Raw genomic sequence first — 24,648 nt, 5'->3', positions numbered from 1 at the left:
GTGTTATCGTTCTGCTAACAGGCTCACCCTAAAGTCTTGACCAGAAGCCTGTTCTGCAAGCTCCGTCTCCATTCGCGTATCCGGCGTTCGGCGCAATGATTGTAACGATTTTGGCCGCGGTTTCTTTGGACTTCCACGCGCGATTCCGTCTCACTTATCGGACGCTATGAGAAGTCCAGAAGTTCGGCAATCCAGAGTTGCCGTGGAGAGTTGCAGATGGCTGTGCCAGATTCAAATCCGATCGCTTCCAAGTCCCAGATCGAGCAAGGCGATACATCGACTCCGGAAGATGTCGCAACACTCTATTCCTGGGCCAATCTGCATGGCGCAAAATACCGCGATTTCTCAGCATCTCGGGCGCAGGCTCGAGAAGAAGCCCGCCTGCGGGTTGAAGAGGCATTAGCGGAACAGAGGCGGCGCGAGGAAGAAGAAGCCGAACGCCAGCGCCAGGAAGAGGCGCAAATCGCGGCTCGCCTTGCCGCCGAAGCCGCCGAGACGGCGCGCCAGGCCGAAGCTGAGCGTCTTGCCGAGATCGCGCGCCAGGCCGAGGCCGAGCGCCAGGCAGTTCTCGCGGCTCAGGAAGCGCAGCGTCAGGCCGCACAGCAGCGGGCGTGGCAGCCTGCTCTGCCCGAGTCCCACCCAGGCAGCCTGGGTTCGCCGTTCGCGGCGGGGAATCCGCAGCCGTCTTTTCCTCAGGCCAGCGCACAGTCGCCCAATCCCGCGTCAATTTGCTCATCCGGGCCGTCCGGCGGTCAGCCGTTCGCGCCGTCTCAACACGCCGAACGAGTGCCCATTCACAGCCCGTCCTTTTCCTCAGAGCCGCAGCGGACAGTATTCCCTTCGTATTCCCTCCCAGCCGAACGCGCGCCGGAATATCCGCCCGCTCCGTACCCGACAGCGGTCTCCAATCAGTCAGGAAGCAGTCAGTCAGGCTATTCGAATTCCTTTCAGGTTCCGTCCTATCCGCCGCCAGCTTCGGTCCCGAACGCGTTTCCCGACTACCCAGCTCCTCAATACGCTCTGCCGCAATATCCAGTGGAGTCCTTTGCCGCACCGCAGGCGGAGTCCTATCAATCCTCTCCCTGGCACCCGGCAGAACTGCGAGAGCCGCGCGAGTTCCGCGACGCAGCTTCGCGGCCGGCGTGGCTCGCCCCCGAATTGCCGTCTGCTCCCGCGCAGCAACCGTCTTTGACCCAATACGCCGCGCAGAGAAACTATCCAGTCGCGCAGCAGACGGGGACGCCCATTCCGATGTACGCCCAGGGGCCAGGGCAAGGATTGGCACAAGGATCAGGACAAGGTCCCGGCAACTCACCCAATTCAGGCCAAAATTCCGGATTCGTCGATGACACCCTAGCAGGCTCGCGCGACCGCATCGCCAATCGCTGGTATGCGCTCAAGAGCGTCTTCGATCCGCAATCCGCGCCCGAACCGGTTCCGTCGCAACCCGCCGCTCGGGTTCCCGTGCTCGCTGTCTTTTCCCTCGCCGGCGGAGTCGGTAAGACCAGCCTCGTCGCATCGCTCGGCAGGGCATTGTCTTCGCGCGGAGAACGTATCCTGCTCGTCGATACAGCCGCCTACGGACTGCTTCCATTCTTCTTCGGCGCACGCGATCAGCGTCCCGGAATGCTGCGCACCTTCAATCCTCCAGGCGTCAGCACAGACGCACCCATTCAGCTCGTCACCCTCGACCCAGAAGGCCAGCCACCCGAGCGCAGCGCCGACCCCGGCCATACGCCAAATCAGGATACGAATCAGGACTGGCTGGCGTCGGAAGTCGCTCGCTATACTCGCGGCGCGAATCGCGTTCTCGTCGATCTGCCCACGGCTTCCGGTTCCACCACGCGGCGTGTCCTTCGCCTCGCGCCGGTCGTACTTGTCCCTGTCCTTCCCGATATGAACTCGGTCGTCAGCGTCGGTGCCATTGAAGCCTTTTTCCGCAACAGCGGCAACGTCGCCAATGCCGGCGGCAAGCAGATCATGCCGTACTATGTACTAAACCAGTTTGACTATTCTTTGCCCCTGCATCTCGATGTTCGCGAGATCCTGCGCGAGCAGATCGGGGACCGTCTGTTGCCATTCGCGCTGCGTCGCAGTCCCGCAGTCAGCGAAGCTCTTGCCGAAGGAATGACCGTAATGGATTACGCCCCCAACGCCGTCGTTGCCGAAGACTATGCCAACCTCGCCGGATGGGTGCGGAGCCTCAATGCTCCCGCGACGCAAACCTATCGTGGCGTGCGCTGGAGTGAACGATGAGCGTTGCCCAGGTCTGGCACGAAATCGGTGCCGGCGAGACCTTCCTGAACAGGCTGCTCCGTTTCTGCTTTCTCGGCGTCGCCCTGGTCATGTTCTATTTCTTCGCCACGCTGCCGCTCACCTGGCCGCAGCAGGCGGTTTGCGGCCTGCTTACGCTCCTGATGGGCCTCGCGCTGGGCCGCACCTCGGACTCGTACCTCATCACGCTGACCTTGATGATCCTGTCGCTCTTCGCGACCTTTCGTTACGGCTTCTGGCGTCTGTCGATGACGGCGCAGTTCTTTCAGGACCCGTCGAATCACTGGGGCGCGCTCGATGCCTTCTTCATCCTGTCCCTTGTCTTCGCCGAGAGCTACGCTTTTGTCATTCTTTTCCTGGGGTTCTTCCAGACCATCTGGCCCTTGCGCCGTGCGCCCATGGCGCTGCCTGACAACACGGAAGAATGGCCTCACATCGACGTCCTGGTTCCCACCTACAATGAACCGCTCGAAATCGTCCGCTACACCGCGCTCGGCGCGCTCAATATCGACTGGCCCACCGACAAGCTGCACGTCTACATCCTAGACGACGGACGCCGCAAGGAGTTCGCCGACTTCGCTTTTCAGGCCGGCGTAGGCTACAAGATTCGTCCGGACAACTTCCACGCCAAGGCAGGCAACATCAATACGGCACTCAAGTCGCTTGACTCGCCCTACGTGGCCATTTTCGACTGCGATCATGTGCCCACGCGCAGCTTCCTGCAGATGACCATCGGCTGGTTTCTGCGCGATCGCAATCTGGCCATGCTGCAGACGCCCCACCACTTCTATTCGCCCGATCCATTTGAGCGAAACCTGGGGCAGTTTCAGGTCATTCCCAACGAAAACGAGCTCTTCTACGGCATCGTGCAGGATGGCAATGACTTCTGGAATGCGACCTTCTTCTGCGGCTCCTGCGCCGTACTGCGCCGCGAAGCGCTCGATGAAATCGGCGGCATCGCGGTCGAGACAGTCACCGAAGACGCGCACACTTCATTGCGCATGCAATCCAACGGCTGGAACACCGCCTACATCAACATTCCGCAGGCAGCCGGCCTTGCCACGGAGCGCTTGTCCGCGCACGTCGGCCAGCGCATTCGCTGGGCGCGCGGCATGATCCAGATTCTGCGCACCGATAACCCGCTCTTCGCCCCTAAGCTCAGCCTCGCGCAACGTCTGTGCTACTTCAATGCGATGTCTCACTTTTTGTATCCGCTGCCGCGGCTGATCTTCCTCACCGCGCCTCTGATCTACCTGTTGCTTTCGCATACCAACGTGCCCGGCTACTGGGCCGCAATTCTCGCCTATGCGCTGCCGCATCTCACGCTCTCCAATATCGTCAACTCGCGCATCCAGGGGCAGCATCGCCACTCCTTCTGGAACGAGATCTACGAGACGGTCCTCTCACCGTACATCCTGCTGCCGACGATGCTCGCGCTCATCAATCCCAAACTGGGCAAGTTCAACGTCACCGCCAAGGGCGGCATCGTCAAGCGCAGCTTCTTTGATAAAAACATCGCGCAGCCCTTCCTCGTGCTGCTTTTTCTCAACTTTCTCGGGTTGCTCGTCGCTATTCCGCGCTTTTTCATCTGGGACAAGGACCGCCCCGGCACCGTCATCATGAACTGCGTCTGGTGCTTCTTCAACATCGTCGTCCTCGGCGTATGTACCGCGGTTTCGCGCGAGATGCAGCAGTTACGCCACCATGTGCGCATCAAGATCGTCACCGCGGTTACGATCAAGCTCGCCGATGGGCGTATCGTACAGGGCGAAACCATCGACCTCTCCAGCGGCGGCACGGCCATCCGGATCAACGAACCTATTGACATCACGCCCGGCGAACTGGCCAGGCTGACCTTTCCCATGCCCAACGTCGAGGCAGATCTTCCCGCCACCATTGTTCTCAGCGACAAGACCACACTGCGCGCGAGATTCAGCGACCTGACCATCGCCGAACAGGAAATCCTCACCATGGTTCTCTATTCGCGCGCTGATACCTGGCTCGGCTGGGGCGAAAGCCGCGAAATCGATCAGCCCATGACGAGCCTCGGGCGCATCTTTTCCATCTCTTTCAAGGGCCTGAAGATGACTTTTGTGAGCCTGTTCTTTAAGGAAAAATCAGCCGCGAAAGCCAAAGGTCCGGCCAAAGGTGCAACCGCTTCCCAATCCAAGTCCCAGTCCAAAGCCAAGGACAAACTTCCCTCTACGCGTGCCGCGCATATGCTTCTGGCAATGTTGTTGCCAATGGCCATGCTGGCCACAATGACAATGCTTGGTCTCGGCTCGACGGTTGCCAGCGCTCAATCTGGGGTGTCTGGATCTTCCATCCCGGTGGGCAGCGACGCTCGTCAGGCCATCGCCAAAGTCGCACCGCCGCCTCCCGGCCAGTTCCGCGATCTCTTCACCCTCGCCGACGTTGGCTCAGGACCGATCGAGATGCATGGCATCGACAGCCAGCACTCTATCTTCTTCACCCTGCAGCAGACGCATGTGGTGAAGTCCGCCAAAATTCACATCTTCTACTCGTTTTCTCCGAGCCTGTTGCCGCAGCTCAGCCACCTGCAACTCATGCTCAACGGCACCCTCTTTGCAACTCTGCCCATTCCTCCCGACCAAACTGCGGCAACCGGCAGCAAGGAGGAAGAAGCTGAGATATCCATACCCGCCGAGCTTCTGGTCCGCAAAAACATCCTCACCATGGAGTTCATCGGCCACTACGTGATGGTTTGCGAAGACCCGGCCAACACCACGCTCTGGGCTCGCGTCGCTACCCGCACCTACATGGATTTCTCCGGTGACGTGCTCCCGCTCACCGACGATCTCAAGCAACTGCCCCTGCCGTTCCTGGACACCGAAGTCGTCGATGCTCCCAAACTTCCCGTCGTCTTTCCCGCGCTGCCATCTCCCAAGGCCATCCAGGCAGCCGGCATCGTCTCTTCCTACTTCGGCATGGAATCAGAAAACCGGCCAGTCCGCTTTCCCACCTACATCGGCCCGTTGCCCAGCGGTAACGCCATCGTCATTGCGGAGAATCCCGGCAACCTGCCCGGCGGCCTGAATCTCGGGACAATCACCGGCCCCACCGTCGCCATGCGGCCCAATCCTGCCGATCCGTACAGTAAAGTCCTGATCGTGACCGGCCAGGACGCCGATCAGACGCTGATTGCCGCTCAGGCCGTGGGTTTGCATTCCTCCATGCTCGCGGGATCTAGCGTCACCATCGACAACCTCAAGCTGCCCAATTCGCCAGGCCCCGACGTAGCGCCGCGATGGGCGCGCACCGACGGCACCATCGCCCTATGGGACTATGCGTCCGCTGAATCCCTGCAAGGCGATGGCTCCGCGCCAGTCAATGTCTATTTTCGCGTCCCGCCAGATATGTTCTACGGCGAAAAGCCCAACGCCATCCTCAAAATGGTGTATCGCTACAACTCCATCCCCATCGGACCCATTTCGAGCATCCAGGTCCGCGTCAACAACGCCTATCTGGGGTCGCTGCCGCTCATCCCCGGCTCTGAACCCTCGCGCATCGTCAAGACCGACATCCCTGTTCCGGTCGTCAACCTGCGCCCATTCTCAAACTCGCTCTCCTTCGACTTCACTTTCCAGATGGTCAAGAAGGGCGGCTGCACCGACACCACCCCCATCAACATGCAGGGAGCCATCCTGCGCGATACGTATCTGGACCTGCGCAGCTACCCACATTACGCCCCGCTGCCCAACCTCGAAGTTTTCGCCAACGCCGGTTTCCCCTTCACGCATCACGCCGACCTGAGCGAAACCACAGTCATTCTGCCCTCCTTGCCCACGCCACAGGAGCTTGAGCTATACCTCACCCTCATGGGGCACTTTGGACGCCAGACCGGCATGCCCGTCTTCCGCGTGAAGGTCGACGGCTCCGATGCCATGAAGTCCGGCGCGGACACCGATTTCCTCGTTCTCGGCACAGGGGACGACCAGCCAGGATTCGCCAAACTCGCCGACAAGCTTCCTGTGAACCTGCAAGGCGGCCAGGTGCAAATCAAAGACGCCGAAGGTCTTTTCGGATTGCCGCATCATGCCTGGTGGAAGATTCAGGCGCAAGAGCACACCGAGTCCGGCGACCTGACGGCATCGGGCACCCCGGACTCAGTCATCGAAGGCATCGAGTCGCCCTTCACCCCAGGACGCAGCGTTGTGGTGATCAATGTGAAAGACGCCCCAACCTATGACAACTTCCTCACCACGTTCCTCAAGGTGCAGCAGGCCAGCGATATCAACGGGACGGTCTCCGTTCTGCACGGTTCGCTCTTTCAGTCCTTCCGCCTCGGCGGCAATGTGTATCACATAGGTACATTGCCATGGTGGACTCGCATTACTCTGTGGTTCATGCAGGTCCCGTGGCTCGCTGCCGTAGGCGCTCTGGGACTCTCCTTCCTGCTGGCCGTCTGGGTTCGCATCTGGCTGCGCACTCACGCGCGCAAGCGCCTCCAGTTGGAAGACAACTAATATGCGGGGCATCGAGCGACAAAGCGGAAGGTGGGCGGCGTCCATGGCACGAAGCTTAGGCTTGCTGGGTCTGTTTTTCAGTTTGTTCTCCGGTCTGATTGTGGGCTACGCTTATGCCCAGAGTCCCCAGGGTTCTCAGTCCGATCATGCCCGCCTCTGGCAGGCATATGTAGGACGATTCATCAGCTCCGACGGCCGCGTCATAGACCCTCAGGGAGGCGACCGCACCACCTCCGAGGGCCAGAGTTACGCGCTCTTCTTCGCTCTCGTCAACAACGATCGCGCCCGGTTCGAAAAGGTGCTCGAATGGACCGAGGGCAATCTTGCCGCAGGCGACCTTGGCGCTCATCTCCCAGCCTGGAGCTGGGGCAAAGGCAAAGACGGCAACTGGGGCGCTCTCGATGCAAACTCCGCTTCAGACTCCGACCTGTGGATCGCCTACGACCTGATCGAAGCCGGCCGTCTCTGGAACGATCCCCACTATGCCACCCTCGGCCGTCGCCTTGCGTCGGTCATCGCCCATAAAGAAATCGCCACACTCTCCGGAATTGGCCCCGTATTGCTGCCCGGCGCAAAGGGCTTCCAATTTCCACAATTCTCCGTTCTCAACCCCAGCTACATGCCGCTTTTTATCCTCCAGCGTCTCGCAGCGATCGACCGCGAAGGCCCCTGGGCAAACCTCGCCATGCAAGTTCCAACCATCCTTGAGCGCAGCGCAAAGAACGGTTTCGCCATGGACTGGGTCTGCTATACCCCCGGCGAAGGATTCGCGCCATGCCAGGCCAACGGACATAAATCCCCCGATCCTTTGGGCAGTTACGACGCCATCCGCGTCTATCTCTGGGCAGGCATGCTCCCGGACACAACTCCGGCCAAGGCGCGTATCCTCCACGCCCTGCCCGGAATGAACGCCTATATGCAGCAGCACCCCGCGCCACCGGAGAAGGTGAACAGCGACGGAGTGCCCATGAATACACCCGGTCCAGTCGGTTTTTCCGCCGCATTGTTGCCCTATTTGAGCGGCAATTCCAACCAGGCCTCTGTTGCCCAACAGTTGGTGCGTATAAAATCGCAACTCGATGAAAAATCGAATCTGTACGGTGCAGGTTACGGAACCGGTCCAACGTATTACGATCAAAACCTAGTCCTGTTCGGCAGCGGCTGGATTGAGAAGCGGTATCAGTTTGGAAGCAGTGGGGAGCTACTAGTACGATGGAGTCGCTAGTGCGACGACAACAGCAGCGGTTGACTGTTCCCGGCGTGGCTGTTTTGGCTGCGTCTCTGTTGCTGTGTCTTCTGAGTTCAAACTATTCCGCATCAGCTCAGGCGCAGAAGCAAAGCGACGCCGAAAAGACCCTCATCGAAAAGGCCCAGGCGCTTGAATCCCGAGGCCGTCCCGACATCGCTGTCCAGGTCTGGCAGCAGATACTTCTCTCCGATCCGAATAATCAGATGGCGCTTGCGGGAGTAGCCCGCGACTACCGTCTCAGCGGCAACTCCGCAGCCTCCGATGAAGCGCTCGACAAGCTGCGCAAGATCAACCCCAGCGACCCTAACATTAGCCGGATTCAGGGCCTCACCAGCAACAAGACCCGCGATGTTCGCCTGGGCCAGGCCGGTACGCTTGCCAAAGCTGGCAATCCCGAAGCCGCCATGCGCATCTATCGCGAATACTACGGCGACCACCCGCCGGACGGCGACATCGCCCTCGCTTATTACGAAACCCTCTACGCCACTCCGAACGGCAAGACCGAGGCGCTGAACGCCATGCGAGCCCTCGCCGCGCGCAACCCCGGCGATCCCCGCTTCATCGTGACCCTCGGTCGCATGTTGACCTACGACGCCCGCACCCGCGCCGAAGGCATCAAGATTCTGCACGAGCACATCGACAGCTCCGACGCGCAAAACTCGCTCCGCCAGGCGCTCATCTGGGACTCCGCCAACCCCGCTTCGGCGGCGGAGTTGAAAGAGTACCTCAGGACCCATCCCAAAGACACTGAACTCGAACAGCGCCTGAAAGCCAACGAAGGCAAGCTGGCCGAGATGAATGCCGGGATCGCTCGTACTCCGGAAGAACGAGCCGCCTTCGCCGCGCTCAACGCGCATCGCCTCACCGAAGCCGAAACCCGCTTCCAGGCCATGCTCGACAAGAACGAGAAGGACGCCCGCGCCGCTGCTGGCATGGGCTTCCTGCGCATGCAACAGAGCAACTTCGGCGCAGCCATCAGCTACCTCGAACAGGCCGAGCAGAACGGTTTCCGCGATCACTCCGTCAGCGAAGGCCTCGCCACCTCGCGCTTCTGGTTCACCATGGGCGAGGCTTCGACCGCTTTCAATGCCAACCAGCTCGATGTAGCCACCGAGAAGTACAAAGCCGCGCTCGACATGCGTCCGCGCAGCCCCGAAGCGCTCAATGGCCTGGCTGGCATCTACACCAAGAACCAGCAATACCCGGACGCATCGGCGATTTACCAGCAAATTCTCAAGATCCAGCCTGCTTCCCTCGACGCCTGGCGCGGTCTGTTCCTCTCCTACGCGCGCAACAACCAGACGCAGCAGGCAATGTCCCTCATGACGCGCTTTCCGGCATCCGTCAAAGCCAACCTGAACCGCGATCCCGACTACCTGCAGACCCTCGCCGGAATGTATCAGGCCATGGGCCGCGATGCCGACGCTCAAAAGACCCTCGCACAGGCTCTGGCGCTGCCTTTTCCCGACAACGGCTCTGCGCTCAAGACTGGAACCCGGCTTCAATACGCAGGCATCCTCATGTCCGCCCGCCGCTACGATCAGGCCGCCGAGTTGTACAAGCAGGTGCTCAACGACGAAACCACCAGCCTGCCCGCGTGGATGGGCCTGGTCACAGCCGAACATCAGTTGCAGCACGACAACGCGGCCATCGAACTCGTCGAAAAGATGCCGCCCGATACCTATGAAGCCGCCCTCGGCGACTCCGGCTTCCTTGCCATGCTCGGCTCCATCTATCAGCAGTCCAATCAGTTCGAAATCGCCCAGGGACTGCTGGAGCGCTCGGTAAAGCTCCAGATGCAGGCGGGCGGCGCGCCGTCTCTCGGCCTCCAAATTCAACTCGCAGCCATCTACCTCCAGCGCAACAACACCGCGCAGGCTTACGCGCTCTACCACCAGATCCTCGAAGCCCACCCGGATAATCTCGATGCCTGGCGCGGGCTGATCGGTACCATGCAGGCCACGCACCGCGATGCAGAGGCGCTGGAGGAGATCAAGCTGATCCCGCCCGCCGTCCGAAAGCAGTTGGAGGCCGACGTTCAGTTCGAGCAGAGCGAAGCCAGCCTCTATGCCAACGCAGGTGACACGGTCAATGCGATGGCGCTCTTCAATCAGGTACAGAAACACTATGCCGTCTTACGCCAGCAGCCACCTGCAGACGTCGAAATTCAGAACGCCTATCTGCTCTACAACACCTTTAACGACCGCGCTCTCTACCCGGCCCTGATGCGCCTCGGAGCTCGCGAAGACCTCACGACGGCCCAGCGCGAGACCATCCAGGGCTTGTGGGCAAACTGGAGCACCCGCCGCGCTGCAACCGCCTTTGACAACGGCAACACCGCCCGCGCCATCGACATCCTGGACGCAGCCGCCCAGGCCTTCCCAGACAACCTCTCCGTACGCAAAGCCGTCGCTGGCGGATACCTCCGCGTCGGCCGAGCCAAAGAATCGCTAGAAATCTTCAAACAGATCGACATGCAGGACGCAACAGCGGCGGATTTTCAGGGTGCCATCGGCTCAGCTCTCGCCGCCAACGACAAGGCCCAGGCCGAACATTGGCTGCGCCAGGCTCTCGATCGCTACCCGCGCGACTCCGCCATCCTTGCCGAAGCCGCTCGTTTCGAGCAGGCTCGCGGAGACAATGCCCGCGCCGCCGACTACTGGCGCGCCTCGCTCGCCGCTATGCCCAAGGTCTCGCCCACCGACAAGCTCGCTCACGAACTCGTCCATCCCGAGACCATCAAGCCAAACAGCCGCGCCGCCACTCCGGACGATCTGGCCCATCTCCTCAATCCCGATCAGGACACAGCAAGGGCAGGAAAGTCGCCAAAGCAGCTTCCTCCGCTGCCCGCCTACGGCCACGATCCATACGATCCGGGTCCGCCCGTCATTCTGAACAATCAGCAGCCAGCCTCCGGCACGCTTCCCGGCTCCATGCCCGTATATCCGGTGCCCACGACCACCATTACGCCGCTGCCGTCCTCCGAGATCAATCCGTCTCCCGCAGCGAGCCCAACGGCTCCAGCAGGCCCGACGGGCTACGTGATTCCGCCCTACCATCCGCAGTCGTCATCAAACCGCAAGCCGAACGCAAATCCAGCGACGGCGAAAACCTCGCCAGGCAAATCCGCAACCTCCACCAGCGCGAGCGCGAAGAAGGATTCATCTTCCACAAGTTATTCCGGCCGGATTCATCTTCCCCCAACCGAAGAAACAATCACCAGCTCCGCGACCGCCTCACCGCGCGATCAGCCCATCAGAACTCAGCCTACGCCGCAGCCCGCACCCCAGCCCAGGACCCAGCCAACAACGCAGCCAGTCTACCCGCAACTGGTGCAACAAAGCTTCCAGTCGCCAGCCCAGACAGGTCTCCGTCTCTCATCAGAACCCATGAATCCCGTCGCCGCGCGGGCTCAGGCTCTTTTAACCGATGAAACGGATGGGCAGATTACCCAAGGATTGGCAGCAGGCGTCATTCGTTATCTTCCCAACGCCGCCACTCCTGGCGTCGGCCTTCCAGCCTCGACAACAGCCGCAAGTCAGACCATTGCGCAGAACCAGACCAACAATCCGGCGCGCACAGAGGCTTTCGGAAGCGACAGTAACGCGCAGTACACGCCCTCCGCTCAGGACGCAGCCGCTGGCGCATACTCAGCCCAAAAACAGGCCACTCCGCCTGCTCCTCAGCCAGTGACGCCCGTGGTCCCGCCGCAACCCGTCGCGCAGCAGCCCACGCCTCAGCTTACGAAACACACGCGCAAACGGCGCAAACCTAAGCCCGCCTCCAGCGCCAACTCCGTTCCGACGCTCGTCACCGCACCTGGCGAAGCACCCGCGGCCGTCCCGCAGCTTCCAGTCACCGACGCGGCCACGCAGGGCACCCAGTCCACCAGCAACACCGGCCTCAGCGACCAGGAATTGCAAGAGCGCAACCTGCCTCCCCTGAAAGGACCGTGGGCGCGCCTTACGCATCCACAGACCACCACGCCTAATCCCAGAGAAGAGGCAGAATTACAGCTTCGCACTATCGAGGGCGGCTACAGTCCATGGCTGGGTGGCACCGGCACCATCGCTTATCGCACAGGCGACCCCGGCTACAACGCACTCACCTCCCTCGAAGCTATCTTCGAGGCATCTGTTCCGCTCGCTAAGGCTGCGCGTCTGACCTTCATCGCCAGGCCAGCCTTTCTCGATTCCGGCCAGGCCAACGGCAGCGCGGTCATCCAGCTCACTACCGGAGCGGTTACCGCTTCCAGCCCGGAGCCAATCGGAACGCTCACCGGAGCCGCCGCTTCCACCACGCCCCCCGCGCAGCAGAACTCGTCGGGAATCGCCGGCGAAGCGCAGCTCACCTTTGGCAATCTGGCCATCGCCGGCGGTTACACGCCCTACGGCTTCCTCATCTCCAACTGGACCGCGCGCGCCAGTTGGCGGCCCGGCGCAGGACCGTTCACCTTCACCTTCAACCGCGATTCGGTCAAAGATACGCAGCTTTCCTACTCCGGCCTGCGCGATCCCGGCTCGATCACCGCCTTCAATCCCGGCAACGTCTGGGGTGGAGTAATCGCAAACTCCGGCAATGTCCAATACTCGCGCGGCGACCTGACCTCCGGCTTCTATCTAGGAGCAGGAGGCCAATACATCACCGGCTTCCATGTCGAGCAAAACAAGCGTTTTGACGGCTCCGCCGGAGCTTACTGGCGTGTCCTTGCCATGCCGGAATACGGCAGTCTCAACGTCGGCGCCAACTTCTTTGCCATGCACTACACCTACAACCTGCAGGCCTACACCTACGGCATGGGCGGATACTTCAGCCCGCAGTTCTATTTCCTCGCGAACGTGCCCATCACTTGGACCGGCCATCGCGGCCCGCGCTTGCACTATACGGTTCTCGGCAGCTTTGGAATCCAGGCCTTCTCAGAAGACGCAGAACCGCTCGACCCGCTCGATCTCGGCATCGAAACCAACACCTTCAACAACGCCAAACTCGCAGCCCTGACGAGCGTCGGCCCCAACTACGATCTCCGCGGCCAGGCCGCTTACGGCATCAGCGACCACTGGTTCGTCGGCGCATTCGCGGGCGCCAACAACTCGCGCAACTACACCAATCTGACCGCAGGCTTCTCCGTCCGCTATCTCTTCCGGTCGCAACCATCGACAGTCGCCGGGCCCACTGGCCTCTTCCAGACCGACGACGCCCACGCCTTGCGCCCGCTGACAGTTCCGTAGAACCTCACATAAATCAGGCCGCCGGATGGCCGCCGGTCCGGATTTTCAGACCCGGAATTACGCCTACGATGCAAGGTCTACATTTATGACGATTGCCGCGACAATTGCAATCCACGAAGCGTCGCCCGGCCCGTCGTACTATCGCGCCGAACAGTACGACTCGGACCTTGGCCTCTACTACCTCCGCGCCAGATACTACAACCCGCTCACCGGAAGGTTCTTGAGCAGAGATCCAGAGGACGGCGCCCTCTGGTTGCCGATTACGTTGCATAAATACCTCTATGCGGGGGGCAATCCGACGAATTGGAGCGATCCGCGTGGTCGTGACATCATTGAAGACACATTGATAATTTCGCGGAAGTCCCTATCTACTGTTGAATATGTGAATACCATTGGATGTTTTGCCAATATAGTCTTTGCGGCTACCACAGTCTTGTTGGCGGAAGAGTTTGATGGCTATACTGCCGCCGGAATCGCCGCCGGAATCTATGGGTGCGTAACTATAAGTGCGTCGCCCGTCGGCAACTTCTTGAAGTTGGCCAAAAGCGCAGCCGACTTGGGAGCCTGTGTAACGAGCGGCGCAGTGGCCATTCATGACCTCAACAACTACTTGGAAAAACCCACAGCGGCCAATGAGGCGGCGTTCGTTGTCGACGACATTGGTTTTGTCCTCGGATGTGGCATTACAGGGATAGGAGCTGCGCTAGAGCCTTAGTAGGAGGAAGCAAACATGGATTGGATGGCCTCGACAAATACGGGCGCTTCGGTTCCTTCGGAACTGACCCAACCCGTGCCGAGAAAGGTGCGGCTGAATTCATCGCCTGATGCGAAGTTTGCATTGACATTAGTCGTTGTGTTTTTCGCCGGCGGCCTAATCACGATTGGGTGGCTCTGTTACAACAACATCATAGGGTTCCAACAGAGGGCCATTTTACGTAGCAACGGTCGTGTGGTCATCGGCGAGGTGACAGGATTCTCAATTGTTCGATTCGCGCCAATAGGTGTCAATTACAGATTCTCTGTCAACGGGGTCCATTATTCCGGCAAAGCTAAAGTGCCGCCCGACGGTACATCGCTCGACAAAGCAGACAAGATACCCATCCGATTCCTTCCGACCAATCCAACCATCAATCACCCGGATACATGGGAGTGGTCTGTCGCAATCGGAGGCTTCTATACGGCGATTGAGATTTTCTTTACGAGCTTGGGCGCCCTAGTATTCGCATTCATATGGCGGGAACGACAATTGGCACGTGAAGGGAATGCCGCAGGGGGGGTAGTAACAAGTTGTAAACTCACCGATCGAAGATATGAGGTAGAGTACCAATTTTGTACTGAGGACGGCACTACGATGAAGGGAAAAAGCGACTGTGCGGATGAGTATGGTGCGGGCGCGAGAATTTGGGTCCTTTATCTACCCCGCAAGCCAATGAGAAATCATCCCTACCCGATGGACCTCTTCGAAGTCGTCGAGTAAAGTCGGACGGGTGACCCACCCTTCGTCCTAAGCAACTGAGGGTGCCCCGGTCCCTTGCTTTTTGGGGCCGGGGATAACGTTACGAAGCGAGATGTACAGTTATGACGACAGCCGCGATTTGCGCAACACGAGAGTTTTCGTGACCCCCGTCGTACTATCGCGCCGAACAGTATGATTCCGATCTCGGCCTCTACAAACTTCGCGCGAGGTTTCGCGTTTGAAGGGGTACGGCGCGATGTCTACCTCTATGATGTTCTCCGCGACGTGCGGGGTACTCCATCCTTGACACGGTTTCACCTTCACATGCAGCAGATTGAGCGACGGGAAGTGGTCGCCACCCTTAAGAAACCAATTTGTACCGGCGACGACATGGAAAACTTGCCAGACTGCCCCGCTGCAGCTCTGCCTCGGCCCACTAAATTCCCTCAACAAAGCTTTAAAAGTAAACAACGGGTCCAAGCGAATAGACTTTGGCATTCCTTGACTGCTGTGCCACTCGATTCGTCTGGAATTAGGAGAGGTTTTCTGAATGGCGCTCGATTTTTGGAAAAATAAATTTTCTCAACAAATATTGTTGTATTTATTAAAAAGATTAATTATTGTGTTCTTGTCGTTAAGGAAAGATATTCCCCAATGGCCATTCCCCAAAAACCGTCCGACTGGCAAGACCTGCTCCGCATCGCCCAGGGCAGTTCAATCCTGGTCGAGCGCGTCCGCCTCCCCGAGAAGCAGATCACCGTCGAAGGCGCATTCACCCTGCCCGAACTCGCCCGGTTAAGCCTCGAAGACCAGATCTTCGTGACAGCGTTCGTCCGCTCCCACGGTTCCATCAAGGATATGGAGCAGACCTTCGGCGTTAGCTACCCGACCATCAAGTCGCGCCTCAACCGTATCGCCAGCCAGCTTGAGTTTGTCGAAACCAACCCCGCTCCCACCGGCGCCGAAATGGGCACCGAAGTGTTGGACCGGCTCAACAAAGGCGAAATCACAGCCACCGAAGCCATTAAGGCACTGGAGGCCCTCAAATGACACCCAATGTCGCCATTGTCCACATCCACAATCCGTACTGGCGTGGCCTGCGCCTCTGGATTCCGCTCTTTCTGCTCTGGATTCCCGTCATCCTTCTCTCGCCACTGCTCTTGTTGGTCCTGCTAGCGGCCTGTTTCCTCGGCCGCATCAACTTCTGGCAATCCATTTCGGTGTTCTGGGGCATTCTGTGCGCCCTGCCCGGCACCGACGTGCGTGTCGTCGCCGAGGGCAACCAGATCCTGGTGGAAATTCTGTAGGAGGCGGCCATGCCAACTGAGCGCTCTCAAATCCTCACCCTCCTCGCCGCTCACCGACTTGACGTCGCCGAGGCGGAGAGGCTTTTAGCAGCAGCCGGAACAAGAGAGCGATTCTTTGCCGTCACACTAGCGCTGACTGCCTGGACCCTCGCTGCTGTCACGCTCACCTCTATCACTCAGTTGCACCCGCACCTAAGCTCGAATCTCACCAACACCTTCGACTCCGCGCTGCAGTCCATAACCCGGTCCGCAGCTTTCCATCATCTTCTCGCCTTCTGCTACCGCCTCCTGGGAGAACTGCCATGAACGAAAATCGCCGTCAAATCCTGAACATGCTGGCCGCCAACAAGATCACCGCCGAAGAGGCCGAGCGTCTGCTTACCGCCCTCGAATCCAATGGAAGCGCCGCCTCCGAATCCGCGCCGAACGGTAGTTCGCCCAGCAATGGCGCAAAGGCCGAAATGCCAAAGAGCCGCGCCAAGTATCTTCGCGTACTCGTCGATACCGACGAAGGAACGAATGGAAACAAGGGCCCGACGACCGTCAACATCCGCGTCCCCATGCAACTGCTCCGCGCAGGCGTTCGCCTTGCCAGCCTCATCCCGGCCCAGGCCCATCAGCACCTCGACCAGGCGCTCAGCCAGCACGGCGTTCCACTAACCCTCTCGCAGATCAAGCCGGAGAATCTCGAAGAGCTGATCGATCAACTCGACGAACTGACTGCCGATGTCGCCGCCAAGGAAGACGGCTCCAACGTGAAGGTCAAGGTCTTCAGCGAATAATGTTTCCCCCACCGGGAGAAACTTATTTCGTCAGGTTGTAAATCAGCCCGAATGGATCACGGACATAGCATCGCGGAAAATCCGGCTCATCCTTGACGACTTTGCAGCCGTTATTAACCAGCCGGAGTTTGGCTTCCTCGACATCGCCAACTGAGACCTCGAAGACCGGTCCCAGCGCAGGCCCGCGTTCGATAAAGAGGTTGATGTGCTCTCCATGAAGGCTGATCATCTCAGGCTCTTCGCCGGTGATTTCGAATCCAAGATGATTGACGTACCACGCCGCCACACCCTTCGGGTCTTCCGCCTGAATCAGAACGTCCGTACCAAACCGGTTCGCCATGGAATCCTCCACACGCAAGGGAAGTCATCCGATTATCACCGAGAAATCGTCCTCCGCACAGGCGCTCACGCAATCTTCGCTCTCTAATTCACTCCTCGCGCAGCAATATCAGAGGGTCGGCCGACAACGCGCGTTGCGCGGGAATCCACGTAGCCAGCAACCCCAGCAACAACATCGCCACAATTACTCCCGCCAGCACCAGCGGATCGCGCGGCGTCGCCTGATACACGATGGAAGACAGCACCCGCGTAGCCGCAAGTCCGAGAAGCAGCCCGGCCATTGAGCCGACGGTCAGCAACCGTAAAGCCCTGCCCAGCGCAGCCCATAGCACCTCTTTTGGCTGCGCTCCCAACGCGATGCGAATACCCAGTTCGCGCAGCCGCCGGCTCACCGAATAGGAAGCCATGCCGAAGATGCCCGTCACTGCCAGCATCGCGCCCAGCACGCCCAGTATTCCCAGCGCGATAGTCGCCGCACGCGGCGCGAAGAGCGCGCTGTCCAACTCCTTATTCCAGCTCACGATGTTGAACGGCAATGCCGGATCGAGTTCGCGCATCGCCCGCTCCAGCGCGGCTGTCATAGACTGCATATCGCGATTCGTGCGCACCACCAGCCACGTGGCGCTGGTGGGTGACTGCAAAACAGGGAAGAACATCGCCGGCTGTGGATCTTCGGTAAGGGTCTTGTACTTTCCGTCTTCCACCATACCCACGACCTGAACGCGCGCTCCGCTGAAGAGCTTGAAATAGCTGCCCACAGCATTGACATCGGAACCAAGTATCTTGCGTGCAAATTCGCGGTTCACCACGGCGACGCGAGGAGCTTTGCCGTCGTCGTGTACTGTGAAGTCCCTGCCCGCCAGCAGTTGCGTACCCGCAGCACGAAGGTATCCAGGAGAAACGTTGTAGAACATCGCCTCGCCAGCAGCATTCGCAGATTTCATGTCCGTCGTACTGTCGCGGTAGACCACATCCGAAGACCAGCCTAGGCCCAGCGGCACACGATCATTCATCCCCACGCTCTTCACGCCGGGGATCGCCGCAACCGCTTCCAGCAGACGCTTCTGCATCACGGGCACACGCGCTCCTTTGTAATCCGCCATGTCCAGATCGGTATTCACAATCAGGACGTTCTGCGGCTGAAATCCGAAATTGCTGTGCAGCGACCGCGCGAGGCCGCGCACCGCCACCAGAGACGACGTCACCAGCACCACACAGACGACGATCTGCAGAACCAGCAGCACATCGCGAACCGTAACCCGCCGCGCCGGCGCACCTGTCGAGCCCGCTTTGACCGTCTGCCAGGGATTAGCGCGCAGCACTTCGCGCACCGGTATCACGCCAAAAAGTAATCCGCTGGCCAACGCCAGCAGCAAAGCTACGCCGTAGACATTCCCATCCGGATTCACAGGCAGATTGATAGGAAAATTCGGCACCGGCTGCCAAGTGCTTAACCAGCGCAATAAGGCAATGCTGCCTGCAAGGCCCACCGCGCCACCAGCTATCGACACCAGCACTGCCTCGACCAGCAACTGGCGCAGAATTCGCCTCCGGCTCGAACCAAGCGCCAGGCGCAGCGCAATCTCACGCGAACGATCCGCGGCGCGCGCCGCAAAGAGGCTGCCCAGATTGGCGCATGCGGCCAGAAGAATCAACCCTGCCAGCAGCGTCAGCCCGGCCAGAAAGGCGCGCACGGGACGGCCCAGCATATCGCCCATCAGCCCCGGCTTTGCCAGCATAAAGGTCATCTCGCCATCTTCTTTGGGATATGTCTTTGCGAGATAGCTTGCAATCGAATTCAGATCCGCCACCGCCTGCGCAGGCTGCACGCCCAGCCTCAGATGTCCCACAACCCACATACCGCGTGTCCCGCGTCCTTCGAGCTGGTTCGAGCCCTCAATCTGTTCCTGATCGACGATGGGCACGAAGAAATCAGCACTGAAGACAATCTCTGTCCCGCGAAACTCCGGCGGCGTCACGCCCAGTATGGTGAAGGGATGTTTATTCACCTGCACGACGCGGCCGATCACGTTCGGGTCCGCGTGGAAACGGCTCTTCCAGAATGCGTAGCAAAGCACGATGTATGGACTGCCGTTGGGTCCGTGCTCGTCTGAGCCATGAAAAAAGCGGCCGAGATATGGCTGAACGCCGAGCGTGTCAAAGTAATTCCCACTCACTTCATTGGTCCATGTCGTGAACGCCTTGCCGTCCATGTCCAGGCCAACCGGCGCAATGCTCGCGATCACCATGCCATCGAAGCTGCGGTTGCGGTCGCGGAGGTCGCGATAGTCGGGATACGATTGCTGCGGCGTTTCATCGCTGCCGCGCTCAATCATGTAAAGGCCCTTCGCCTTCGGCACATTGAGCGGGCGAAGCACCAGTCCGTTTAACACACTGAATACGACGGCATTCGCTCCGATGGCCAAAGCCAGCGTTAAAACGGCAGTGAGGGTAAATCCAGGAGACTTGAGCAACTTACGCATGCTGAACCGTAAGTCCTGCGCAAGCGTTTCGAAGAAATTGCCGCCGAGCGCTTCCCGGCTTTCCTCTTTGTAGCGAACATAGCCGCCAAACTCCACCCGCGCCCGGCGCTCAGCCTCCATGCGGCCCAGTCCCGATCGCTCAAGATCGTCCGCGCGATGCTGGATGTGCGAGCGCAGTTCCTCTTCCAACTCGGCATTCTTCTGGGAGCGCCGGAAGAATGCAGCGACGCGATAGCGAATCGATTCGACTAAGCTCATACTTCCTCCGGCTGCGCGGCGAGCGCGGTGGCCATAGCCGAGGCGAGACGATTCCAGCCATCCGTCTCTTCGCTGAAACGCTTGCGCCCCTGATCGGTAAGCTCATAGAACTTGGCGCGGCGGTTGTTCTCCGAAGTACCCCAGCTCGACTTCAAAAGCCCCTGCCGCACCAGCCGGAACAGCGCCGGATAAAGCGCTCCCTGCTCGATCAGCAGAGCGCTTCGTGAGATTTGCCCGATGCGCAACAGCACGCCGTACCCGTGCAGAGGTCCCAGTGAAACGGCCTTGAGAATGAGAAGATCGAGCGTTCCGGGAAGAAGTTGAGCCTGGTCAGTCACGTGGTCTCCTAAATTGATTAGGAGAATAGGCCAAGCTCTCCTAAGCTGTCAAGGAGAGAATTCCGCAGCATCCGCAGCAAGTGATCCGTCTCAAGGAACCTGAAGGGTACGGGCTTCAGCCCCTACATAAAGATCGCAGAATCAATGGGCTTTAGCCCCTGAGGGAATATCCGAAAAGCCTCTGAATTTCCGTCATCCCCGACGGACAAGCTTCTGCACCGGCACCACCTGCACCGTAACATCGCGCACCTCGGCCAGAAACCGGTTCAACACCGAGCCGCGCAGCAGAATATCCCACCGCGACCGGACCGACTGCCCAAAAACCACATGCGAAATGCTCTCCTGCTGGGCAAAGCGAATCAACGCATCTGAGACATTCTTTTCATGCAGCGTCACCACTTGCGCACCCAGTTCCCTCGCCATGCGCAGAGACTCCTGCAGCCGCTGAAAAGCCTCCGGGTCGCCATGCCCTTTGTCATCCTCGGGACGCGCCACATAAACGGCATACCAGTTGGTCGCGAGCCGTCCCGCCACGCGCGCGCCCACACGAACCAGCTTCTCCGTACCCGGCCGCGTCGAGAGGCACACCATCACCTTTTCCGGCATCGGAGCCTGTTCCAGTCCCTGGTTGCGTCGATACTGCGCCGCCTGCGAACCCACCTGTTCTGCCGTGGTGCGCAGCGCCAGTTCGCGCAGCATGTTCAAGTTGCCCTTGCGAAAGAAGTTGGCCAGCGACTGCTCAACCTTTTCCGGCGCATAAATCTTCCCCTGACGCAGCCGTGTCCGCAACTCATCCACAGTCACATCCACGTTCACGACTTCGTCTGCGCGCTTCAACACGCTGTCAGGAACGGTCTCGCGAATGGTCGTATTCGCCGATCGCGCGACCGCGTCGTTCAGCGTCTCCAGATGTTGGATGTTGACAGCCGTCATCACATTGATGCCTGCATCCAGCAACTCCATCACATCTTCATAGCGCTTGCGGTTCTTGCTCCCCGGCACGTTGGAGTGCGCCAGTTCGTCAACCACCACCGTGTGCGGATGCCGCGCCAGGATGGCCTCGACATCCATCTCCTGCAGTTTCACCGTGCGATAGGGAATCACGCGCAGCGGCACAATCTCCAGATCGCGAATTTGCGCCTCGGTCTCCTTGCGGCCATGCGATTCAACGAGGCCGATCACCACATCCACTCCCTGCTCACGCAGCAGGTTCGCGTCGTTGAGCATGTGGTAGGTCTTGCCGACTCCCGGTGCGGCGCCGATGTAAATGCGCAGTTTGGCCGGCTCGATCTTGCGTTCCAGTTGCAGTTCGGTCGCTAGCTCAGTCACGCTCAGCCCACCTCAACCGGGTGACGGCTCACTTCGACGCTGGCAACAGGAAGAGTGAAGCGAAAGGTTGCACCATGGCCCAGGCGGCTCTCCACAGAGATCTGTCCGTCCAGCGACTCCACCAGCCTCCGCACCAGAGCCAGTCCAAGACCGGAACCGCCATCCGAAAAGGAGCTGAAGCGGTCAAAGATTCTCGGCAGCCGCTCGGCCGCGATTCCAGGCCCGCTATCGCGAACCGAAAACTGAATAAAGCCTTTGCGCTCTTCCGCCTCAAGAACCACTTCGCCACCCGCTGGCGTATAGCGCAGCGCATTGCTCAGCAGATTGTCAAAAATAGTCCGCACAGCCCGCCGATCCGCCTGAATAAACGACAAATCCGCAAACGCGCGAATCTCCACGCGAATGCCGCGCTGGCACGCCTCATCGGTCACACGGTTGCGAGCATCCACGAGCTCCGTATACGGCCTCAGCCGTTCCATCAGCGGCTCGCGCTTGCCCGAGTCGAGCTCCGCGACCTCGATCAGATCGGCCATCAGGTCATCCAGCTTCTGCGCCTCCTGCGTCGCCGCCGTCACCAGCTCGGCCTGTAGCGGCCGCAAGTCACCTGCAAAACCCATCGTCAGCGCATACAATCCCCGTCGCAACTGCAACAAGGGATTGCGCAGCCGCGCCGAAGCTACCGCGATGAACTGCGTCTTAAACCGATCCGTATCCTGTAACGACGTCACATCTTCGAGCGTCGTCACAGCACCCAGCAAACGCCCGTCTGAGTCCCGCATCGGCGTCGTCCGCAGCCGGAAGCTCTGTTCCCGCTCGCCAATTCGCATCGGCAGCATCGCAGCCTCGTCCTCCGCCGCGACCGCCTTCTGCATCTGCACGGCATTGCGAATGGCCTCGAGAATCTTATCCCCGCCGGGCGTATTCGCGAGATTGATGATCGCCATCCGTTCCGTCTGCGCCGACGCTGGCCCTCCCAGCAACTCCGCCGCGGCCTGGTTCAGCTTCAGCACGTGCCCCTTGCTGTCAGTCACAATAATCGGCTCAAAGATGGACTGCAACACGGCATCCGAGAGCTGAAACTCCATCTGCCGCCGCCCGGCTTCCGTTTCGCGTAATTCGCGCAGCCGTACCGCGAGGCGGTTCATCTCATTGGCAATAATGCCAAAGCTGTCCCTGCCCTTCGCGCCCACGCCCCATTCTGAACGGTGCGCCAGATCGCCCGACGCGATCCTCCGAATGTCCCGGGATAGCTGCTCAACTGGCCGCAGCACAAAGATGAGCGTACCCGTCGCCACCAGAATCGCGCTTCCAGAAAGCAGCCACAGAATCAGCGGCGCATGGCCGCCCGCAGCTCCAGCCGGAACCAGCTCCCGATGCACCCATACCGCAAGCGTCAACGACAATGCAACCAGCAGCAGGCATCCAAGCGTGAGGCGCTGCGTCAGGTTCAACATCGGTCAGTCTCCGTGTCGTTGGGAAGTTAGTCCTTCACTATTCTGTCGGAAACCACCCCAAGTAGCAAAGGGCACGGAAGATCATCGGTTGGAACCGATCCCTATGCAAGGGGTCGGTATCCCGTAGTCAGTGAGCAGCGATCTCTGATCCCTGAGCACCTACCACGGATGATCTAGGTATCTGGCACACGGAAATGCTTCCATTGTGCCACGGACACGTCAGCCCAGCCGGCGGCGGATAAGAGACCACCACCCAGTTCACGCCAAACTGCGTCTTCAACCTCTCAAAGTCCGCGAGCTGAAAATGCGACCATCCAGCCATCGCTTCCTGTTGTTCATGCCATTCCGGAGCCAGGCTGGGTACCTGTGTCACGACAGCCGTGTCCTTGATTGCGTCGGAGAGTTCACTGCGCTCCGCCAGAGCCCGGAAGCTGTGGTAATCTTCGCCCGGCAGAGACATGTAGTTCGGATCAAGCGCGAAGTACGCATTTTCAGGGGTGTTCTGCCTTATCCACTCGAAGGCCTGCAGCCACCTGTTCCCAGTCGTTTCGGAGGGAAGCTCAAGATGCGGCGTTCCGGCAAAGAGTTGCCGCTGCGCCAGAAACATTCCGCCATTGGCAATCAGCAGAAAGACCGCCCATCGCCAGACGCTTGTCTTAAGCAGATACTTACCCAGGAATGCGCCGCCGATCAGGCAAAGAAAGACGTAGATCAGGTGCAGAAAGCGCATCGGCTGCATTGGAGTCATGCGCGCAAAGGCAGGCACTCCCAACACAACAATGGCCACAATCTGCTGAAACAGTCCATATACAAAGATCGCCAGCGAGAGCCTTGCCAGCTTCGTTTCGCCGCGCCTCGCCGCGACACGCCATAACAGCCAGAAGAGCACCAGCGGAGCAAGCGCGCCCAGCCACTCATACCACGTCCAGCGCGAAAGAAAGTAGTAGGAGCGCGTATTCAGAGCCTCCCGCCACTCCGGGGATGGCGGCTCAAAGATCCATCCCAAGGGCATCACGGATGCCAGCGTACTGCCTACCTCACGCAGACGCACTGGCACCGGTTCGAGCATCGAGAGTGTGAGGATGAGACAGAAGGAAAGGCCCAGCATACCCATAATCGGGTGAAGCACAATGGAGAGAGTCAACAACGGCAGAGCCTGCCACCGTTTCCCCGCCATAATTCGTGACACCGCGATCAGAACTAACGCGGTCGCCAACGCGCGCGGATGCAGATGCTGGTCGACTAGGTAGAGCGCCGTCCCAGCCACCGGAAGCGTGAACATCGCCGATATGAGCGCAACTGCAGCCCATTGCGCCCGCTTCTCAGGGAATAGTTGTGCAGCGATGTTTCGACACGCCAGTAAGATGAAGAAAATTGAGATAAATTGCCATATCAATTCAGCCCACGCAACCGGAATGCCGGACATGTGAACAAAGTGGGCCATCCACCCGTCAAATAGAGTAGCTTGCAATTGCAGGCGGAAGAATTCTGAATCGTGGGGGAAAAGGGTAGGATGGAGGTCGGCTTTGACTGCTGTCAGGTACACGCCGTCATCTTCTGCGCCTGGGTGGTAACCCATCACCGCAAATCCGAGAACGGTGAATATCAGGGTCGGCGGAAGAACAGCTAGGAATTTGTTACGCTTCAATCGGTTGAACTCCGTA

At 59.6% G+C, this 24,648-nt stretch carries 16 protein-coding genes; 10 read left to right on the top strand and 6 right to left on the bottom strand.

What is annotated here, in order from left to right; translation table 11 throughout:
* Positions 1-216: 216 nt before the first annotated feature.
* The 10 genes from bcsQ (at position 217) to OHL23_RS12810 (ending at position 16,783) form a co-directional block, all read left to right on the top strand.
* Positions 217-2,256 (top strand): cellulose biosynthesis protein BcsQ, encoded by a 2,040-nt coding sequence (bcsQ, locus tag OHL23_RS12855; protein ID WP_263352285.1) that lies wholly within the window; start codon positions 217-219, stop codon positions 2,254-2,256.
* Positions 2,253-6,761 carry a UDP-forming cellulose synthase catalytic subunit gene (gene bcsA / locus OHL23_RS12850; RefSeq protein ID WP_263352284.1) on the top strand — a complete coding sequence of 1,503 codons (4,509 nt, stop codon included), beginning with the start codon at positions 2,253-2,255 and terminating at the stop codon, positions 6,759-6,761. The genes bcsQ and bcsA overlap by 4 nt, the downstream gene beginning before the upstream one ends.
* 43 nt (positions 6,762-6,804) lie before the next feature.
* Positions 6,805-7,986, top strand: coding sequence for a cellulose synthase complex periplasmic endoglucanase BcsZ (gene bcsZ, locus OHL23_RS12845; RefSeq protein WP_263352283.1), 1,182 nt, complete (start codon positions 6,805-6,807; stop codon positions 7,984-7,986).
* Entirely contained in the window at positions 7,986-13,238 is a 5,253-nt protein-coding gene (locus OHL23_RS12840) for a cellulose synthase subunit BcsC-related outer membrane protein (RefSeq protein WP_263352282.1), read from the top strand. The genes bcsZ and OHL23_RS12840 overlap by 1 nt, the downstream gene beginning before the upstream one ends.
* Before the next feature lie 25 nt (positions 13,239-13,263).
* Positions 13,264-13,953, top strand: a complete 690-nt coding sequence (locus OHL23_RS12835) for an RHS repeat-associated core domain-containing protein (protein WP_263352281.1) — start codon at positions 13,264-13,266, stop codon at positions 13,951-13,953.
* Positions 13,954-13,968: 15 nt separating this feature from the next.
* Positions 13,969-14,715, top strand: a complete 747-nt coding sequence (locus OHL23_RS12830; protein WP_263352280.1) for a DUF3592 domain-containing protein — start codon at positions 13,969-13,971, stop codon at positions 14,713-14,715.
* Between the two features lie 633 nt (positions 14,716-15,348).
* Positions 15,349-15,744 (top strand): DUF2089 domain-containing protein, encoded by a 396-nt coding sequence (locus OHL23_RS12825; protein WP_263352279.1) that lies wholly within the window; start codon positions 15,349-15,351, stop codon positions 15,742-15,744.
* Positions 15,741-16,001, top strand: a complete 261-nt coding sequence (locus tag OHL23_RS12820) for a hypothetical protein (protein WP_263352278.1) — start codon at positions 15,741-15,743, stop codon at positions 15,999-16,001. The genes OHL23_RS12825 and OHL23_RS12820 overlap by 4 nt, the downstream gene beginning before the upstream one ends.
* 9 nt (positions 16,002-16,010) lie before the next feature.
* The gene (locus tag OHL23_RS12815; protein WP_263352277.1) at positions 16,011-16,307 is read left to right on the top strand and encodes a hypothetical protein; all 297 of its coding nucleotides are present in this window, start codon (positions 16,011-16,013) and stop codon (positions 16,305-16,307) included.
* On the top strand, positions 16,304-16,783 hold the full coding sequence (locus tag OHL23_RS12810; protein ID WP_263352276.1) for an SHOCT-like domain-containing protein: 480 nt from the start codon (positions 16,304-16,306) through the stop codon (positions 16,781-16,783). Before OHL23_RS12815 ends, OHL23_RS12810 begins: the two co-directional genes overlap by 4 nt.
* A gap of 22 nt (positions 16,784-16,805) precedes the next feature.
* On the opposite strand, the gene OHL23_RS12805 is transcribed toward OHL23_RS12810, so the two are convergent.
* The 6 genes from OHL23_RS12805 to OHL23_RS12780 form a co-directional block, all read right to left on the bottom strand.
* Entirely contained in the window at positions 16,806-17,123 is a 318-nt protein-coding gene (locus tag OHL23_RS12805; protein WP_263352275.1) for a VOC family protein, read from the bottom strand.
* 88 nt (positions 17,124-17,211) lie between these two features.
* Complete coding sequence (locus OHL23_RS12800) at positions 17,212-19,863, bottom strand: ABC transporter permease (RefSeq protein ID WP_263352274.1); 2,652 nt, start codon at positions 19,861-19,863, stop codon at positions 17,212-17,214.
* Positions 19,860-20,201: a PadR family transcriptional regulator gene (locus OHL23_RS12795; protein WP_263352273.1), complete on the bottom strand. Its 342-nt coding sequence runs from the start codon at positions 20,199-20,201 to the stop codon at positions 19,860-19,862. The genes OHL23_RS12800 and OHL23_RS12795 overlap by 4 nt, the downstream gene beginning before the upstream one ends.
* A gap of 192 nt (positions 20,202-20,393) precedes the next feature.
* Positions 20,394-21,530, bottom strand: coding sequence for a universal stress protein (locus tag OHL23_RS12790; RefSeq protein WP_263352272.1), 1,137 nt, complete (start codon positions 21,528-21,530; stop codon positions 20,394-20,396).
* A 2-nt stretch (positions 21,531-21,532) separates the two neighbouring features.
* On the bottom strand, positions 21,533-22,984 hold the full coding sequence (locus OHL23_RS12785; protein ID WP_263352271.1) for a sensor histidine kinase: 1,452 nt from the start codon (positions 22,982-22,984) through the stop codon (positions 21,533-21,535).
* 127 nt (positions 22,985-23,111) lie between these two features.
* Complete coding sequence (locus OHL23_RS12780; RefSeq protein ID WP_263352270.1) at positions 23,112-24,632, bottom strand: DUF6798 domain-containing protein; 1,521 nt, start codon at positions 24,630-24,632, stop codon at positions 23,112-23,114.
* Between the last annotated feature and the right edge of the window lie 16 nt (positions 24,633-24,648).

Origin of the sequence: Acidicapsa acidisoli, assembly GCF_025685625.1 — a bacterium.
Classification (GTDB): domain Bacteria; phylum Acidobacteriota; class Terriglobia; order Terriglobales; family Acidobacteriaceae; genus Acidicapsa; species Acidicapsa acidisoli.
The sequence above is the reverse complement of the archived record's forward strand: the minus strand, read 5'-3'. Positions and strand labels throughout refer to the sequence as shown.

Bases quoted from the DNA above. Each gene is read 5' to 3' on its own strand.
- bcsQ (WP_263352285.1), top strand. From the start codon at position 217: ATGGCTGTGCCAGATTCAAATCCGATCGCTTCCAAGTCCCAGATCGAG.
- bcsA (WP_263352284.1), top strand. From the start codon at position 2,253: ATGAGCGTTGCCCAGGTCTGGCACGAAATCGGTGCCGGCGAGACCTTC.
- bcsZ (WP_263352283.1), top strand. From the start codon at position 6,805: ATGGCACGAAGCTTAGGCTTGCTGGGTCTGTTTTTCAGTTTGTTCTCC.
- OHL23_RS12835 (WP_263352281.1), top strand. From the start codon at position 13,264: ATGGCCGCCGGTCCGGATTTTCAGACCCGGAATTACGCCTACGATGCA.
- OHL23_RS12830 (WP_263352280.1), top strand. From the start codon at position 13,969: ATGGATTGGATGGCCTCGACAAATACGGGCGCTTCGGTTCCTTCGGAA.
- OHL23_RS12825 (WP_263352279.1), top strand. From the start codon at position 15,349: ATGGCCATTCCCCAAAAACCGTCCGACTGGCAAGACCTGCTCCGCATC.
- OHL23_RS12820 (WP_263352278.1), top strand. From the start codon at position 15,741: ATGACACCCAATGTCGCCATTGTCCACATCCACAATCCGTACTGGCGT.
- OHL23_RS12815 (WP_263352277.1), top strand. From the start codon at position 16,011: ATGCCAACTGAGCGCTCTCAAATCCTCACCCTCCTCGCCGCTCACCGA.
- OHL23_RS12810 (WP_263352276.1), top strand. From the start codon at position 16,304: ATGAACGAAAATCGCCGTCAAATCCTGAACATGCTGGCCGCCAACAAG.
- OHL23_RS12805 (WP_263352275.1), bottom strand. From the start codon at position 17,123: ATGGCGAACCGGTTTGGTACGGACGTTCTGATTCAGGCGGAAGACCCG.
- OHL23_RS12800 (WP_263352274.1), bottom strand. From the start codon at position 19,863: ATGAGCTTAGTCGAATCGATTCGCTATCGCGTCGCTGCATTCTTCCGG.
- OHL23_RS12785 (WP_263352271.1), bottom strand. From the start codon at position 22,984: ATGTTGAACCTGACGCAGCGCCTCACGCTTGGATGCCTGCTGCTGGTT.